This window comes from Bacteroidales bacterium (genome assembly GCA_031275285.1).
GTDB lineage: Bacteria > Bacteroidota > Bacteroidia > Bacteroidales > UBA4181 > JAIRLS01.
Window position 1 is genome coordinate 26487 of record JAISOY010000093.1, and the last position, 17446, is coordinate 43932.

The following is a 17446-nucleotide window of genomic DNA, read 5'->3' on the forward strand; positions in this document are numbered from 1 at the left end:
TTTTTTTACCATGGATAATTTTCGTTAAAGATATCACGGCTCAGGAAGCCCAACGTTTTTTCAAGACCGAAGACCTGATGACTTTCGGCACCTATTATTATCCGGAACAATGGAATGAAAGTCAATGGGAACGTGACATCAAAAAAATGGCTGAAATGGGTTTCTGTTTCACTCATTACGGTGAGTTTGCCTGGTCATCCATGGAACCCGAAGAAGGAAAATATGACTTTACATGGTTGGATAAATCGGTCGAACTAGCAAAAAAATATGGACTTAAAGTGATCATGTGCACCCCGTCGGCCACACCTCCTACTATATGGAAATGAGTAATGAGAATCTACCAGTTCAACGTTTAACGTTCTTTAACATATATCATTCCGGGGTCCGGCCAACATCAGTTATAACCTTGAATTCTTTCACTTTATTCAAGTCATATGATCGCGAGTTAGTCATACTTAATTGAACGGTGGTATCCGGAAACGGATCATCATTTTTTTTCAACCGCTTTTTTTCTAAATTGCATTTTTATTTTTACACCAATGATCATGAAAAAACTTTTCCTGTGTTTCTTTCTTGTAGTATGGGTGATTTTTCCGAATCATGCTGTACAATATCCTAAAACAGACAATACCGTAAGGATCATGAGTTATAATATCCGTAATGCCCGGGGGCTGGATAATGTAACCGATTATAACCGGATAGCAGATATCATCAATAAGGTATCGCCGGATGTGGTAGCCTTGCAGGAACTGGACAGTGTGACCAACCGGAGTAAACAGGTAGATGTACTTTCACAACTGGGTGACCTGACAAAAATGTATACTGTTTATGGCGCTTCCATCCCTTATGATGGCGGTAAATACGGAATTGGTATCTTATCCAAAGAAAAACCGTTATCATGGAAACGCATTTCCCTTCCCGGAAGAGAGGAAGCCAGATCATTGTTAATTGCCGAATTTGAGCAGTATATTGTTTGTTGTACGCATTTTTCATTAAAAGCTGAAGACAGGCGGACATCCGTAGAGATGATCCGTCATGCAGTCTCTTCGTATGACAAACCGGTATTTCTCGCAGGAGACATGAATGCAACACCTGAATCAGATGTTTTTACTTCCTTATCTGAGGACTGGATAGCACTTAATAATCTAAAACAGTTCACCATCCCGGCCAATGAGCCGAGAGAAACCATTGATTACATATTTGGCTATAAACAGAAGGGACAGGTATATTCGGTGCATCAGGCAAGAGTATTGAAAGAACCGGTAGCCTCAGACCATTTACCGCTTTTTGTGGATGTAAGGTTGGCCGCAGAAAAGGATAAAATATTCCGGACACCTGCTTATCTTCAGAACATGTCGAATGATGGAGTGAGTGTAATGTGGCTGACCCATGTTCCCTGCCATAGCTGGGTGGAATATGGCACTGACAGTACCGACATGCGACCGGTACAGTCCTGGGAGGAAGGTATTGCCATGGCCAACAATACATTGAACCGGATCCATCTATCCGGATTGAAGCCGGGAACACGTTATTATTACAGGATTTACTCCCGTGAAATAACCCTTTACCAACCGTATAAGAAAGAATTCGGAAATACGGTAGCAAGCAAAGTGGCCAGTTTTAAAACATGGGATGATCAAAACACCGATTTTACAGCCGTTATTTTTAACGATCTGCATGATAGGTATGCCTTATTTGACAAATTATACGAACAGGTCAAAAATGTCCCTTATGATGTGGTCTTTTTTAATGGCGACTGTATTGCCGACGTACAGAGTGAAGAAGCTGCCGTACGGAGTATTTCCCATTACAGCAAAGGTATCGGTTCCCAATATATACCGAGCATTTACCTGAGAGGTAACCACGAAAACCGGGGAGGATACTCCATGTTTCTCTGGAATTTACTGGGAAAAGTAAGTGAACACTCCTATGGTTCATTTAATATCGGTGATACCCGTTTTGTTCTGCTTGATTGTGGTGAAGATAAACCGGACGATCATTGGGTGTATTATGGCTTGAACGATTTTACACAATACCGGAAAGACCAGGCTGATTTTCTTCGTAAAGAAGTGGGATCAAAAGAATTTAAAAAGGCATCAAAACGGGTATTATTGCATCATATTCCCATATACGGTATGGGAGAGAAATCTTTCAATCCATGTCTGGAATACTGGGGAGGAATTTTGTCGAAAACACCTTTTAATATTTGCCTGAACGCTCATATGCACCGGTATAGATACATGCCTAAAGGAGAAGCAGGTAATAATTTTCCGGTAATCATTGGTGGCGGAAACCAGGAAAAAGATGCCACTGTAATGATCCTGCAGAAAAAGGATAAAAAAATGACACTGAAAGTTTTGAATGCCAATGGTGAAGAGATCTTGAACCTGGACCTATAAAATCAAGAAAATAATCGATTCGTCATTTTGTGATTATTCCATTGATTGGTGGGATGACATTTTTTACTTTTTACATTTTCGCCGATAAATCGACATCGTTAATTTGATGGATATTCTTTTATTATATCAGGGCGATTAGTGCTGATCAATCAGTAAAATACTAGTTTTGTAAGAAATCATCGTTCAACAAAATATCCTTCCCATGAATAAATATATCGTATTGGGATTTTTGATTTATAGTCTGGTTGGTTGCCGCACGGCAAAATGGGAGCCTTTATTTCCGGGTGATGGAAAACCGGAAGAATGGTTTACGGGACATTGGGCAGATGTAGCTGATCCGGCTCCGGAAGGAACTGACTGGCAGGTTAAAAACGGCATACTCACCAATGAAGGAGTAAGAGGCGGATGGATATTGAGCAAAAAAGAATACTGTAATTTTGAATTGGAATTTGAATTTCTTCTCGGGGAAAAAGGAAACAGCGGATGTGCCTTGAGGGTTCCTGCCAAAGGTGATCCGGCTTTTGATGGCATAGAATTGCAGATGGCCGATCTGAGATACAACCGGGATGCTGCCGATTCGGAGCTAACAGGGGGAATATACAGGGCTTTAGCGCCACTACAACAGGTATATAAGCCTTTGGAATGGAATAAATACCGTATCTTCTGCAATGGTTCTCATATCAAAGTGAAATTGAATGATATACTGATTCAGGATTTCAATATGAAAGATTATGACATGACAGTCATGAGACACAATGGAAAGGAAGCTGTGCCCCTTAACAAGCGGCCACTCTGCGGACATATCGGATTTCAGGAATTAAGCAGGGATTCCAAAGCACAGGTCAGGAATATACGGATCAAAGAATTCAGGTAAAACGATGCAGTATATTGAAGCCAAAAGCATATTATCCAGATTAAAGGAAAAGGATACATTTTTCGGGATCAGGTACAACATGAACCTGTACCGGGGATGTCAGCACGGTTGTATCTATTGCGATACACGTAGCGAATGTTACGGAGTGGGTGACATATCCCTGATCCGTGTAAAGAAAAATGCGATCGAACTACTTTCAAAGGAACTATCCAACAAGAAAAAGATCAGGGATACCATCGGTACCGGTTCCATGAATGACCCGTATATGCCCCTGGAAAAAGAACTGGGAATGGTGCGTAAAGCATTACAGGTTATAGCAGAGAATAAATACCCGACACATATCATCACCAAAAGCCGACTGGTGGTCCGTGATACGGACCTATTGCAGGAAATTTCCCAGAAATATGCTGCAGTAAGTTTTTCCATTACAACGGCAGATGACCATCTTTCGAAAAAATTGGAGCCTGGTGCACCAAAAACATCAGAACGGTTTACTGCCCTGGAAAATTTAGCGAAAAAAGGTATTTATACCGGAGTAACACTGATGCCCATACTGCCGTTTATTAATGATACCAAAGACAACTTACAGTCCTTACTTCAAATGGCTAAAGATTCCGGAGCTTCTTATGTATTCCCGATGTTTGGCGTTACTCTACGAAAAGGATCAAGGGATTTCTTTTACCAGATGCTGGATACAAACTTTCCAGGTATAAAGAGTAAATATGAGTCTCATTTTAAAGAACAGTATATTTGTGACAGCCCGAACTACCGGATACTATACAATACTTTCGCTGAGCTATCCGACAAGCTGAATCTGAATACACGGATCAATTTTTACACTCCACCACCCGACACACAATTATCATTATTTTAATTATATTGTTACTTATTGGTCTGTTCCACATTGAATAAATCCCACAAATATCTATACATATCTCGTTCACATAACTCACAATATAAGTGACTTAAAAATACACAATCATCAATTACCAATTATCAATTATATAATGCCTTCTCTTACAGATACTAAAAAAGCTACCCAAAACGGATAGCTTTTGATAAATCTATTTATTTTTCAATAGTTTACAGTTCGCGGATTTTAATGTTCCTGAACCAGCAATCATAGCCATGGTCCTGTAATCCTATGTATCCTTCTTTAGCAGGACCGTTTTTAAAGCCTGCCCAATCTTTAAATTTGCTTTTAGCAACCAACTCTTTCCATTCAGGAGTCCACAACTCATACTCCACCACTTTAACCCCATTCTGGGTATGTGTTACTTTACCATCTTTCACACGTATCACGATATTGTTCCATTCACCGGCAGGTTTGGCATTTTGAGGCAACGCCGGGATCATATCATAAAGCGAACCGGCAAGATGATTGGCTAATTTGTTATCAGATGCATTCCAGTTGTCCAGTACCTGAATCTCAGGAGCAGCAGAATAAATCGGTTTTCCGGGTTCTTCCACTACATAATAGAAAATACCGGAATTACCTTCTTTTTCTATTTTCCAGTCAATGGACAATTCGAAATTTTTGTATTTCTTATTTCCAAACAATATATCTCCTCCCTGGCCATATCCTTTTCTCTCGCCTCTGAGTACCTTCATCGATTCATCATCAATGACCCAATTGGAAGCCATTTCCGTTGAATTACATTTACGCCAGCCATCAAAATTTATACCATCAAATAAAAGTACCCATCCTCCTTTTTTTTCCTTGGATGTCAATACATTATTTTTTTGTGCCCAAACGGATGTGAAACACATCACCACCAAAAGCATTGAAAATGTTATCTTTTTCATTGGTTTTATTGTTTTATTGTTTTAAAGAATAAGAAGCTGTGAAGGTAGGGATATTTTTTATTCAATAATTCTTTGAATACAGAATCAATTTTTTTTTAACATTATTTCACTTTTACTTAAACGGATAATAAGATCTTTCTATATCATAAAACAGTTATCAAACCTTTTTTGAGAGATTTTAAACTTGCAATGAAAAATAAACTTATAATATTGTACCATAAAAACATCCCTGATCATAAAAAAAATAATATCATGAGAAATAACAATTTACGAATCGGTATTTTCACTTTCATTCTTTCGGTATTTGCTTCTGTTTCTTTACTTCAGGCACAGTATCCGGCGCAATATGCTTCCGGGCCGCGCTTCAAAGCATTGGTATACCACACCAAACATGCAGAAGGAGCTCATGTGGAGTTTGCCGAACAAGGCGTTGAGTTTTTTAAAAAGCTGAACTACGGCAATGGATTTATCCTGCATACGACCATGGATTTGTCCGAATATCCCTATGAAAAACTGAAAGAGTACGACATTGTAGTGATGCTGAACGGTTATCCCACCAACAAAGCGCAACGCGAAGCATTCCAGCAGTATATGGAAAACGGCGGCGGATGGATGGGCTTCCATGTGGCGGCATATAATGACAAGAACACCAACTGGCCATGGTTGCTCGATTTTCTGGGAGGAGGTGTTTTCTATTGTAATAACTGGCCGCCGCAACCGGTCAAGGTAGTGGTGGACAATCCCAATCACCCCATCACCAAAAATCTGCCGGCATCTTTTATTGTTCCCGAAAGCGAATGGTATCAGTGGAACCCAAGCCCCCGGGAAAATAAAGATATAGAAGTGCTGGTTTCTATTTCTCCCGATAATTATCCTTTAGGAATAAAAGACGTAGTGAACTTCGGCGATTTCCCGATCGTGTGGACCAACAAGAAATACCGCATGATTTACCTGAATATGGGACATGGCGACGATGAATTTTCCGATGCCACGCAAAAATTGTTGTTCATCAATGCTTTTCGTTGGGTACTTTCCACTGATAAAAAGGGAGACCCGTTCAAAGAGCAGAGGAATCTTAAGAAATAATGATGAATGATGAACTATAAACGATGAATAGCTTCATGCAATGTTTATCATTCATAGTTTATCATTCATAGTTTAATTTCACTTTTTAATTATAAAAATAACTGTAATCAAACCTTTTTTGAAAGAGATCAAACCACTGTTTAGGTAATCGAATGTAACATTGCAATCCGATAATTGAATTATTAGATATGAGATATTTTTTGTTGGCCATCATCTTAATGACATCCTGCCTTACTAAGGCACAGGAGCAAAGTATGCTGGATGAAAAACTTCCGGTACGTGGATTGGCTATAGCGGCACCTTCTCCCTCCGGTTTGGAACTGTTTCTGAAATTCATTGAAACGGAACTGGCCCCGGCACAGTTTAACCTGTTAATATTACGTGTCGATTTTAACTATGCCTATGAAACCCATCCCGAGCTTCGTGATCCTGTTACATTATCAAAAGCGGATGTGAAACGCATAGTGAATATATGCAGTAAGTATAACATACAAATCGCACCGCAGGTGAATCTTTTGGGACACCAGTCATGGGCGGGACAAATTGGCAATTTATTAAAAGTGTACCCCGAATTCGACGAAACGCCCCATGTGAAAATGCCGGAAAAATATGAGTGGCCTAATCCTGATGGCCTGTATTGTAAAAGCTATTGTCCGTTGCATCCGGATGTACATAAAATTGTTTTCGAGCTGGTAGATGAATTACTGGATGCTTTCGAGACGAATCTGTTTCATGCAGGAATGGATGAAGTATTCTACATAGGTGACGACAAATGTCCCCGTTGTTCCGGACGGGACAAAGCCGAACTATTTGCCGGGGAAGTGACCCGGATACACCAGCATTTACAGCAGCGGAACGGACGCTTATATATATGGGGCGACAGGTTGATCGACGGAAAAACCACAGGAATAGGCATGTGGGAAGGAAGCATGAACCAGACCCATCGTGCTATAGACATGATCCCAAAGGATGTTTTTATCTGCGACTGGCATTATGAAAGAGCCGATCTGACTCCCGTTTATTTTGCCATGAAAGGTTTTGATGTAGCTACCTGTCCCTGGAGAAAACCACAACTGGCCACCGTTCAGTTGAACGATATGTTGCGTTTCCGGCAGCAATCGGTAAAAGAAACAGCCCGGCATTTCCGGGGGATGATACAGACCGTGTGGTCCGGCGCAGATTCTTTCCTGAAATCATACTATGATAAAGAGACCTATAAAAAAGAAGAATCGGATGCCACCTGTTTGAAGCAACTGATTGCAGAATTTAAGAATTTGAATCAATAGAAATAAGAACATGAATAAACTCATCACTCTTGGTCTTTTACTGGCCTTTTTGATTCCCGCTACATCTGTCCGGGCGCAGGGAACATCTGTATACCAGCAAAAACCGGACGATAAAGAGGCTTACTATTTTCCTGTATCAGACGGGAAAAAAGACGTAAGTAAAGAATTACAGGATGCCATTAACCTGGTAAAAAAAGAATACGGTTTTGGCATTGTGTTTATTCCCGAAGGAACTTACCGGATATCCAAAACCATCTATGTCCCGAGAGCTATCCGGTTGATCGGTTATGGAAAGAAACGTCCTTTGATCGTGCTTTCGAAAAACTCACCCGGATTCCAGCAGGAAATACCCAATGACAAAGGAAAAGCCAGTTACATGTTCTGGTTCACCAATAATGTAGTGGAAGAAGGCGGACAGGTTCATGATGCAGGTGCCAGTACTTTTTACAGCGCCATGTCCAACATCAACCTGAAAATAGAAGACGGCAACCCCCATGCCGTGGCATTGCGGACACATTTCGCACAACATAGTTTTGTGTCACACATCGATATTCAGATAGGAAACGGGAAAGCCGGCCTGTTCGAAGTGGGGAACGAGATGCATAACGTCCGTTTTTTCGGCGGTGATTATGGGATTTATACGACCAAGTCCTCTCCCGGATGGCCCATGATGATGGTTGATACCTATTTCGAAAAACAGAAGAAAGCGGCCATTAAAACTCAGGAAGGAGGATTGGCAATTGTTCGTATGCAGGTAAGGAATGTTCCTTCTGTACTGGATATCGATCCGAACTATTCAGATAAACTGTTTTTGGAAAACTGCCTGTTCGATAATGTTACCGGACCTGCTATCATTATCAGTAACGAAAACAATGCTGGCAACCAGATCAGCCTGAGGAATGTGGATTGCCAAAAAGTGCCTGTACTCGTAAAATACAGACGCAGTGAAACCACCGTTCCGGGAAAAGGAAAAATATACCGTGTGAAAAATTACACACATGGTCTGCACGTCGATCACCTTGCTGCAGAACCGGAAATGCGCACCGATGTGGAGCTGGAAGAACTGGACAAACTACCCGCCCCTGCAAAAAACGATATCCCGGCATTGCCGGATGTGTCCACCTGGGTCAACATTCGTGACCTGGGCGCTAAAGGTGATAATGAAACCGACGATACCCGTGTATTTCAGGAAGCCATCAAAAAATACCCCAATATTTATATACCGCAGGGATGGTATATCATTTCGGAACCATTGGTATTGCAACCCAATACCAACCTGATCGGGCTTAATCCCATTTCCACCCAGCTGATACTGAAAGAAAGCACGCCCGCATTCAGTGGTTTCGGCGGACCTGTACCTCTGGTAGAAACACCCAAAGGTGGGACCAATATCATCAATAGTATCGGGATCAATACCGGAGGATATAATTACCGTGCTGTCGGCTGTAAATGGATGGCAGGAGCCGATTCCTACATGAACGACGTTAAATTCGTGGGTGGACACGGAGGGATGAACAAAGGTCCGCAACAGTCGGGGCGCGGGCAATCCGGACAGGCTCCCGGAAATATCACATCCGGAACCAACGCATGGGACTGCCAGTACTGGAGTCTCTGGATCACCGATGGCGGAGGCGGTACATTCAAAGATATCTGGACAGCCAGTACTTTTGCCACAAGCGGTATTTATGTCAACAGTACATCCACCGAAGGACGTATCTATGCCATGTCTGTGGAACATCACACGCGTAATGAAGCCCGGTTCAGCCATGTTTCCAACTGGAAAGTATATGCCCTTCAACTGGAGGAAGAAAGCCGGGAAAGCCGTTATTGCCAACCATTGGAACTCGATAATTGTTCCGATATGCTGTTCACCAACCTGTATATGTTTCAGGTAATACGCGTTAATACACCTTATCCGTACTCTATCCGGACATGGAACTGCCGCAATATCGAATTCCTGAACCTGCACAACTATGCGCAGACCAAATATACGGCTGTTTTACCCTTGTATGATATGAACACCGGTATAGAAGTACGTCCCTGGGAAATGACCCGTTTGTTCATTTCGGGTGATGAAGCAAAGACAACGCCTCTGAATATCAATGCTACGGGTCAGGTGCAAAAGCATGTGACCGGATTTGAATTTGCACAGGGAACTACCGCCGACAGTAAAGGAAATATCTATTTCTGCGAACAACGTATGCGTCGCTTATATAAATGGTCTGTGGAAACCAACACGGTAACCCCGTTGGCCGATTTTCCGTGGGAACCGCTATCATTGGGTTGCGACAGCAAGGATAATCTTCTGGTCATTTTCAGGTATGCACCGCAACCGGGACACTTGGTAGATGGAAAACAGGAGTCAGTACAACAATTGCCGGATACCGGAGGAACTTCATTCAGTGGCTGGGGTAACTCCGGATTCAGTGTATGGGCTTATTCCATCAACCCTGATAATCCGGAGGAAACCATTCAGCTATTACCCAAAGCGCCAATGGGAAGTATCAATAACATACACAAAGCCCTGTATCCTGCCAACAGATGGCGTGATTTCCATGACTTCAATACAGTGGTTACGTTCAGACCGGAAGAATGCTTCGTAGCCCCCGACGGACTCACCATTATACCCCGCCAGTACGATCTGGCACGTGCATGTGCCGTGCTGGAAGCCTTCCCGGGTAAACCCTTCTATTCTTCCGACGAATACGACAAAAGAATGGTAAAAATGGATGTCGCTTCCGACGGGACACTTTCCAATATGAGTTACTTCGTGGAAACAGGTGAATTCGGATCGGCAGTTGATAAACAGGGAAACCTGTATGTCACTGATGGACAAATTTACATTTTCAATAAAGATGGAAAAAGTACCGGACAAATCAAGGTTCCCGAAAGGCCGTTGACCATGTCGTTCGGAGGGAAGAACAAAGATATCCTGTTCATCAATTCACATCAGTCGTTGTATTCGGTAAAGCCTGGTAATTAATTGTTTTTTTATATTAATAAGTAAACGTTTTGATTTCGGTATATCATAACAACAGCAGATCCGGACGAAGTCCGTTTAACAGGCAACGCCTGCCAAATTCGACAATTTTACTTGCTTCGCTGCGTGAGATCGCAGATGCTAAGTTCTGTCTGAACGAAGTCGTTAGACGGAGTGAGTTAAAACTTAGCGAAGCGTTCTCACGACCAAGAGGGAGTAATTGTCAAGCTGTTTTTGGTTCTTTTTGCAGCGTCAAAAAGAACAAGAAATCAATGAAAATACAAGCCTTTTCTTTACCCTTAGATCACACATGTTAATTATTCATCACTATTAAAATGAAACTGTTCATTTATCTTATCTCACTCGTTTGCCTCTTTGCTTCCTGCGGGAGCGCTCAGCTGGAGAAATCCGACAGGTTTATACGTATACAGGGTCCCGACCTGATCACACCCGACGGTAATAAATTCCTGATACAAGGCATTAATCTCGGGAACTGGCTTAATCCGGAAGGATATATGTTCTTTTTCTCCAATGTTAATTCCTACCGTACCATTAACGATGCATTCTGTGAAATGGTTGGCCCTGATTTTACCGCATGGTTCTGGCGTGAGTTCAAGAAGAACTACATCACAAAAGATGATATTGCCTATATCAGGCAGACTGGTATGAATTCCATACGTATCCCTTTTCACTATAAACTGTTTACCAATGAGGATTATATGGGATTGACGCATGATCAGGACGGCTTTGAAATTATTGACCAGTTGTTGGACTGGTGCAGGAAAGAAGGGTTGTATGTTATTTTCGATATGCATGATGCTCCCGGCGGACAAACTGGGGATAATATCGATGACAGTTACGGGTATCCTTGGTTGTTCGAAAGTGAAGAAAGCCAGCAGTTATGTTGTGATATCTGGAAAAATATAGCAAAGAGGTATGCCAACGATACGATCGTATTGGGTTACGACCTGTTGAACGAACCCATTGCTCATTATTTCAAGGATGATTATCCGCATCTGAATGCCGCTTTGGAACCTTTTTACAAGAGATGTACCGCCGCTATCCGTGAAGTGGACAAAAACCACATCGTATTGCTTGCCGGAGCCCAGTGGAACGCTAATTTCAGTGTTTTCTCCGACTGGAAATTCGATGATAAGATCATGTATACCTGCCATCGTTACTGGTGCGATACACTCCAAAACAATATCCAGGATTTTGTCGATTTCAGGGATAAAGTGAACCTGCCGATGTACATGGGCGAAACAGGGGAAAATTCTGATGAATGGATCGCTGCATGGACACGCCTGATGGAACGCAATAATATAGGATGGCATTACTGGCCCTATAAAAAGATGGCACACCGTGCCTGTATGATGATTATAACCCCGCCCGAAAACTGGGATGTCATAGTGGAATACACCAAGAAAGATCGCAGCAGTTTTGCCAAAATAAGGGAAGCCAGACCCGATCAGGCATTGGTAAGAAAAGCGCTGACCGATTTGCTTGAAAATATGAAATTCACCAATAGCACCAGGTATGAACCCTATACAAAAGCGTTGGGCATGAAGCCATAAATATTTTAAATTCAAAATTTAAGATTCAAAATTCAACGTTAAATCCGGAATCTTGAATCTTGAACTTTAAATCCCGAACTTCCAAATCTTATAAACCTTCATATTTTTAAACATACATGAAAAAGATTTTATTCCTGATGCTTCTCTTCCCTCTGGGAATAATGGCACAACCTTCCGATGCGGAAATCAGCCGTAAGGTAAATGCCCTACTGAAAAAAATGACCCTCGAAGAAAAGGTCGGACAGATGGCGCAGATTACCCTTGATGTCGTTTGTAAAGGCAAAGACCGTTATTCGAGTTATGAACCGGTCGAACTGGATATGGATATCCTTCGTGATGCCCTTGTAAAGTACCATGTCGGTTCCATCCTGAACACGGCCAATAACCGTGCCCGTAAACCTGAATTCTGGGCCAAGACCATCGGTCAGATACAGGATGTAGCCATGAAAGAAACCCGTATGGGGATACCTGTTATTTACGGAATAGATGCTATCCACGGTGTTACCTATACCGACGGCGCCACCATCTTTCCTCATGAACTGGGACTGGCTGCCACATGGAATCTGGAACATGCCCGTAAACTTGGAGAAGTGACCGCTTACGAAACAAGGGCCAGCAGCATTCCATGGAATTTCTCCCCGGTACTCGACTTAGGTGCTGATCCCCGTTATTCCCGTATGGGAGAAGGAATGGGTGAAGATCCTTATCTGATATCCCAGTTCGGACGGGAGATCATTAAAGGATACGAAGGTGATAACAACGATATAAGTAATCCTTTCAAAGTGGCCTCATGTGCCAAACATTTCCTTGGCTATGCCGTACCTATTTCCGGTAAGGACAGGACTCCGGCCTACATTCCCGATAATGTATTGCGCGAATACCATCTTCCTCCATTTGCTGAAGCCATTAAAGCGGGCACCCACACTTTCATGATCAATTCCGGGCACATCAATGGTGTACCCGTACACGCCAGCTATGAACTGATGACCAAGCTCCTGCGTGAAGAACTGGGATTTCAGGGATTGATCGTTACCGACTGGGGCGATATTGAAAACCTATACAAACGCGACCGTGTAGCCGCCGATAATAAGGAAGCCCTGAAACTGGCCATCAATGCCGGAATCGATATGTCGATGATCTCCTATAATTACGAAGGCTTTTGTAATGACCTGGTAGCTGTCGTAAAAGAAGGCGGTGTAAGCATGAAACGCATTGACGATGCGGTAAGACGTATCCTTACACTCAAATACAAACTGAATATTTTCGAAAAACCTGTCAGTGATCCTAAAGATTACCCTGATTTTGGTTCGGAAAAGTTTGAAAAATATGCTTATGATGCCGCTTCAGAAGCCATCACTTTACTGAAAAACGATAAGAACATTTTACCATTACCCAGAGACGCCAAAGTATTGGTAACAGGTCCGACATCCAACAGCATGCGTCCGTTGAACGGCTGCTGGACATATTCATGGCAGGGCGAACTGAGCGATGAATTTGCCGACAGTTATAACACTGTTTTTGAGGCCATCCAGAAGAAGATCGGTAAACAGGCCAAATGGATACCCGGTATATCTTTCGGTAAAGTAATGGATTACAGGGTTGAGAACTTCGATAAATATGAAGAAGCCATTGCTGCAGCCAGGGATGTGGATTATATCATCCTTTGCCTCGGTGAAAATTCCTATGCCGAAAAACCCGGTGATCTGGTCGACCTGACACTGAGCCGTAAGCAACTGAACTTTGCCAAAGAAATGCTGGCAACCGGAAAACCGGTAATACTGGTACTAGCCGAAGGACGTCCCCGTGTGATCCGTGAAATTGCATCGTCTGTGCGCGGAATCCTAATGGCATACTGGCCGGGGAATTTTGGAGGCGACGCATTGGCAGACATCATTTTCGGCGATGTGAACCCTTCGGGTAAACTCCCCATCACCTATCCGAGTGCTGTGAATTCTTTAGTAACCTATATACATAAACATTCCGAAGAACAGGTAAAATCTGCCGGTATGTACAATTATGAAGGTGATTTTTCTCCTGAATTTGAATTCGGATATGGCCTGAGTTACACTACGTTTTCATACGGCAACCTGCAATTAAGCACCAAAGAACTGAAAGGCAGCAATCATCTGACCATTACTGTGGATGTAAGCAATACCGGACAAAAGGCAGGTAAAGAAGTCGTACAGTTATATACCAGTGACCTGATAGCTAGTATCACCCCTGATGTAAAACGTTTGCGCAGGTTTGAGAAAATCCTTTTACAACCCGGCGAAACCAAAAAGGTGACATTCACGATCAATGCAACCGATCTCGCTTTTGTCAATGCTCAAAACAAATGGATCACCGAACCCGGCGAGTTTGAAGTAATGATAGGCAATCAAAAAGCTAAATTTAATTATAAACGCTGAGACGTTGGAAAGTCAAAAAGTTATAAAGTTAAAACGTAAGAAAGTTATAAAGTTCATAATGTCTCAACTTTCAAATATTTGTACTTTACAAACTTTCAGACTTTAAAAACATTCAAACTTTAAGAACTTTAAAAACTCAAAAAAACAACAATAATGAAAAAACACACAAGTAAAAATGTAAAATCCTTACTCCTTGCGGGTTTCTTATGTATTGCCGTCGCTCTTTCCGCGCAAGAACCACAGACAAGAGAGATAGAAGCCTGGGTAACCCAACCCGACCGATCCGTCCTATTTGGTAAACAGGAAAGGAAAATCGCGTTCTCCAACGATAACCGCTGGGGAACTCCCATTGTGATCGATGATCAGCATACCATGCAATCCGTGGATGGTTTCGGGTTCGCCCTTACCGGAGGAAGCGCCGAGCTGATGATGAAAATGAGCAAGGCGGAACGTACCAAACTATTGAAAGAACTTTTCTCCACCGATGGAGACGCAATCGGTGTCAGCTATATCAGGCTTACCGTAGGTGCATCCGACCTGAACAGTTTTGTATTCTCATATAACGACCTTAAAGAAGGAGAAACCGATTACGAATTGAAGAAATTCGATCTGGGGCAGGATAAAAAAGATGTTATTCCGGTAATGAAAGAGATACTGTCCATCGTCCCTGATATCAAAATTATGGCATCACCATGGTCGGCTCCGGTATGGATGAAAACCAACGGAAAAGTGAAGGCCGGCTCACTCAAGGAAGAATGCTACGATGTGTATGCTCGTTACCTGGTGAAATATATTCAGGAAATGAAGAAGCAAGGTATCATCATCGATGCCCTGACTATCCAGAACGAACCCATTAATGCCAACAATACACCCAGTATGCGGATGAATGCAGCGGAACAGACTACATTCATCAAAAACAACCTCGGACCGGCTTTAAAGAATGCCAACCTCAAAACCAAAATCGTTCTTTTCGACCACAATCTCGATCGTCCGGATTATCCGCTTACCGTATTGCGTGACCCGGAAGCAGCCCAATACGTCGACGGTTCAGGTTTCCATCATTATGGTGGCGACCTGACAGCTATGACAATGGTACATAACGCGCGTCCCGACAAACACCTCTATTTCACGGAACAGATGGTAGTGGAAAGGCCAGGAGGTAATACGATAGCCATTGCATCACAGGTAAAAAGAATGATCATCGGTGTGATGGAGAATTGGAGCCGTAACGTGATCCTTTGGAATTTTGCCGCCGACCCGAGTAACGATCCGCATACCGATGACGGCGGTTGTTCTATGTGTCAGGGTGCTATAACCCTTGACGGAGATCAGGTAGGTCGTAACATCGCTTATTATGTGATCGCACATGCATCCAAATTTGTTCGTCCCGGTTCGGTACGTATCCAATCCACCAACAAAGGCGACCAGTCTGTGCTGCTGACCAGCGACGAGGAACAACGTTCGGTAATACGCGTGGCCACCATCGAAAACAAAGATGCCCTGTCCAATATCGCGTTCAAAACACCTGACGGTAAAATTGTCCTGATTGTAGCCAACGATACCTACTCTGCAGGCTCTTTCAAAGTACAGTATAAGGGGCAGTATGCCAATATCAGGCTTCAACCGGGTGCCGTGGGCACTTATGTGTGGGAGCAATAAACCAGGTTTATCATTAAAAAACGATATGAATCAGCAAAACGATACCTATCTCGGTCTTGATTTCGGAGGCACCAAGTTGCTCGTCGGCGAAGTAGACTCCAACGGACAGGTACTTAAATACAAACGGTACGATACCGGCTATATCAACCAGCATTGCGCTCTGGATATCATGAAGAGCTCCGTTGATGATTACATCGGAACGGTAGGATGGGCCAATGGCAAAAAGCCCGTAGCTATGGGCGTAGGTCTGATAGGCCGTGTGGATAATGCCGGTGGAATCTGGTTACAGATGGACCCGAAAAGAACCGATCCTGTGCCGCTTGCAGCGAATCTATCCACCATCTACGAAATGCCGTGTTATATCGATAACGATGTGAAAAGCGCCACCCGTGCCGAAAAAATGTTCGGACATGGAAAGGTGTCCAATGATTTTATTTACATCAATGTCGGGACAGGTATTGCTGCCGGATGTGTTATCAACGGGAACCTTGTCAGAGGAAGCCATTTCAATGCAGGGGAAGTCGGACATACCCATTCCGGGCTGGATGTCGGCATCCGTTGTGGTTGCGGAAGAGAGAACTGTGTCGAGGTCATTGCCTCGGGATTAGGAATGGACAGGTGTGCGCGTTTTCTTTTTCCTCAATACCGGACCAACCTCAATATTTCTCCCGATGAAGGACAGAGGGTCGATACGCGTGAAGTATTCGAACTGAGTATGAAAGGCGACAGGCTTTGCGTACAATTAGTGGTGAATGCGACAAAAGCATTGGCCAATCTGATCATGAACATGGTAAGGATGAGCGATCCGGACACGATTGTGCTTGGTGGCGGTATCCTTTCCGATGGATATATTTACTCGAGGGTATTGGAAAAGTTGAATCCGACAACTGTCCGTTTTGTTAAGAACGGTATAGTGCTGACCAAACTGGATCCGGATTTTATCGGTCTGATCGGTGCCGGAGCTGTTGCCATGAATATGTAAATAATTGAAAATGGAGAATGGAGAATTGAAAATTAAGGTAATCTGCAATTATTTGCGTGAGGAATGCGTCATTCCACTTGAAAATGGCAAATTCCACTGTATAGCTCATTATCAATAAAATAATCAATTATATTTTCCAGTATTCTTCTTAATGTTATTTCTACATTAAGCATCGCTAAAAAGCCGCAAATGCACGTTTGTAATATATGTAAATAAAATATCAAGATGAGAATGAGTATCACCATTGCGAAAGATGAAGTTGAGTTCGACCGTATTGCGGCTTGGCGGATAATCAGGGAAATACTTTCGGATCCGAAAAGTGTGATTGGATTATCTACGGGAAAAACTACCAAAAATATCCACATGCTGGTCGGCAGTATCTATGAACAAAA

At 42.8% G+C, this 17446-nt stretch carries 12 protein-coding genes and 1 pseudogene; 12 read left to right on the forward strand and 1 reads right to left on the reverse strand.

Annotation, left to right across the window (positions count from 1 at the left end; all coding sequences use genetic code 11):
* Positions 1-14 precede the first annotated feature (14 nt).
* The 4 genes and pseudogenes from LBQ60_10055 (at position 15) to LBQ60_10070 (ending at position 4147) form a co-directional block, all read left to right on the forward strand.
* Positions 15-311: pseudogene (locus LBQ60_10055) on the forward strand (beta-galactosidase).
* A gap of 234 nt (positions 312-545) precedes the next feature.
* Entirely contained in the window at positions 546-2399 is a 1854-nt protein-coding gene (locus tag LBQ60_10060) for an endonuclease/exonuclease/phosphatase family protein (GenBank protein ID MDR2038256.1), read from the forward strand.
* A gap of 202 nt (positions 2400-2601) precedes the next feature.
* Positions 2602-3273 carry a DUF1080 domain-containing protein gene (locus tag LBQ60_10065; protein MDR2038257.1) on the forward strand — a complete coding sequence of 224 codons (672 nt, stop codon included), beginning with the start codon at positions 2602-2604 and terminating at the stop codon, positions 3271-3273.
* Between the two features lie 4 nt (positions 3274-3277).
* Complete coding sequence (locus tag LBQ60_10070; GenBank protein ID MDR2038258.1) at positions 3278-4147, forward strand: radical SAM protein; 870 nt, start codon at positions 3278-3280, stop codon at positions 4145-4147.
* Positions 4148-4356: 209 nt separating this feature from the next.
* Here the strand turns inward: LBQ60_10070 and LBQ60_10075 are convergent, their stop codons facing one another.
* Positions 4357-5079 (reverse strand): DUF1080 domain-containing protein, encoded by a 723-nt coding sequence (locus LBQ60_10075; GenBank protein ID MDR2038259.1) that lies wholly within the window; start codon positions 5077-5079, stop codon positions 4357-4359.
* 279 nt (positions 5080-5358) lie between these two features.
* Here LBQ60_10075 and LBQ60_10080 point away from each other — a divergent pair, with 279 nt between their 5' ends.
* The 8 genes from LBQ60_10080 to LBQ60_10115 all read left to right on the forward strand — a co-directional run.
* The gene (locus tag LBQ60_10080; GenBank protein ID MDR2038260.1) at positions 5359-6165 is read left to right on the forward strand and encodes a ThuA domain-containing protein; all 807 of its coding nucleotides are present in this window, start codon (positions 5359-5361) and stop codon (positions 6163-6165) included.
* A gap of 188 nt (positions 6166-6353) precedes the next feature.
* Entirely contained in the window at positions 6354-7451 is a 1098-nt protein-coding gene (locus LBQ60_10085) for a family 20 glycosylhydrolase (protein ID MDR2038261.1), read from the forward strand.
* Between the two features lie 10 nt (positions 7452-7461).
* Positions 7462-10434, forward strand: a complete 2973-nt coding sequence (locus LBQ60_10090; GenBank protein ID MDR2038262.1) for an SMP-30/gluconolactonase/LRE family protein — start codon at positions 7462-7464, stop codon at positions 10432-10434.
* 332 nt (positions 10435-10766) lie between these two features.
* Positions 10767-12005 (forward strand): glycoside hydrolase family 5 protein, encoded by a 1239-nt coding sequence (locus LBQ60_10095; protein ID MDR2038263.1) that lies wholly within the window; start codon positions 10767-10769, stop codon positions 12003-12005.
* A gap of 116 nt (positions 12006-12121) precedes the next feature.
* On the forward strand, positions 12122-14413 hold the full coding sequence (locus tag LBQ60_10100) for a glycoside hydrolase family 3 C-terminal domain-containing protein (GenBank protein ID MDR2038264.1): 2292 nt from the start codon (positions 12122-12124) through the stop codon (positions 14411-14413).
* 153 nt (positions 14414-14566) lie between these two features.
* Positions 14567-16072 carry a glucosylceramidase gene (locus LBQ60_10105; protein ID MDR2038265.1) on the forward strand — a complete coding sequence of 502 codons (1506 nt, stop codon included), beginning with the start codon at positions 14567-14569 and terminating at the stop codon, positions 16070-16072.
* A 25-nt stretch (positions 16073-16097) separates the two neighbouring features.
* Positions 16098-17054 (forward strand): ROK family protein, encoded by a 957-nt coding sequence (locus tag LBQ60_10110; protein ID MDR2038266.1) that lies wholly within the window; start codon positions 16098-16100, stop codon positions 17052-17054.
* A gap of 231 nt (positions 17055-17285) precedes the next feature.
* Positions 17286-17446 (forward strand): glucosamine-6-phosphate deaminase (locus LBQ60_10115; protein MDR2038267.1); only part of this gene is annotated, 161 nt, incomplete at its 3' end.

What these genes read in the sequence shown, in the direction of transcription:
- LBQ60_10060 (MDR2038256.1), top strand. Translation starts at nt 546, where the DNA reads ATGAAAAAACTTTTCCTGTGTTTCTTTCTTGTAGTATGGGTGATTTTT.
- LBQ60_10065 (MDR2038257.1), top strand. Translation starts at nt 2,602, where the DNA reads ATGAATAAATATATCGTATTGGGATTTTTGATTTATAGTCTGGTTGGT.
- LBQ60_10105 (MDR2038265.1), top strand. Translation starts at nt 14,567, where the DNA reads ATGAAAAAACACACAAGTAAAAATGTAAAATCCTTACTCCTTGCGGGT.
- LBQ60_10085 (MDR2038261.1), top strand. Translation starts at nt 6,354, where the DNA reads ATGAGATATTTTTTGTTGGCCATCATCTTAATGACATCCTGCCTTACT.
- LBQ60_10070 (MDR2038258.1), top strand. Translation starts at nt 3,278, where the DNA reads ATGCAGTATATTGAAGCCAAAAGCATATTATCCAGATTAAAGGAAAAG.
- LBQ60_10075 (MDR2038259.1), bottom strand. Translation starts at nt 5,079, where the DNA reads ATGAAAAAGATAACATTTTCAATGCTTTTGGTGGTGATGTGTTTCACA.
- LBQ60_10095 (MDR2038263.1), top strand. Translation starts at nt 10,767, where the DNA reads ATGAAACTGTTCATTTATCTTATCTCACTCGTTTGCCTCTTTGCTTCC.
- LBQ60_10100 (MDR2038264.1), top strand. Translation starts at nt 12,122, where the DNA reads ATGAAAAAGATTTTATTCCTGATGCTTCTCTTCCCTCTGGGAATAATG.
- LBQ60_10090 (MDR2038262.1), top strand. Translation starts at nt 7,462, where the DNA reads ATGAATAAACTCATCACTCTTGGTCTTTTACTGGCCTTTTTGATTCCC.
- LBQ60_10110 (MDR2038266.1), top strand. Translation starts at nt 16,098, where the DNA reads ATGAATCAGCAAAACGATACCTATCTCGGTCTTGATTTCGGAGGCACC.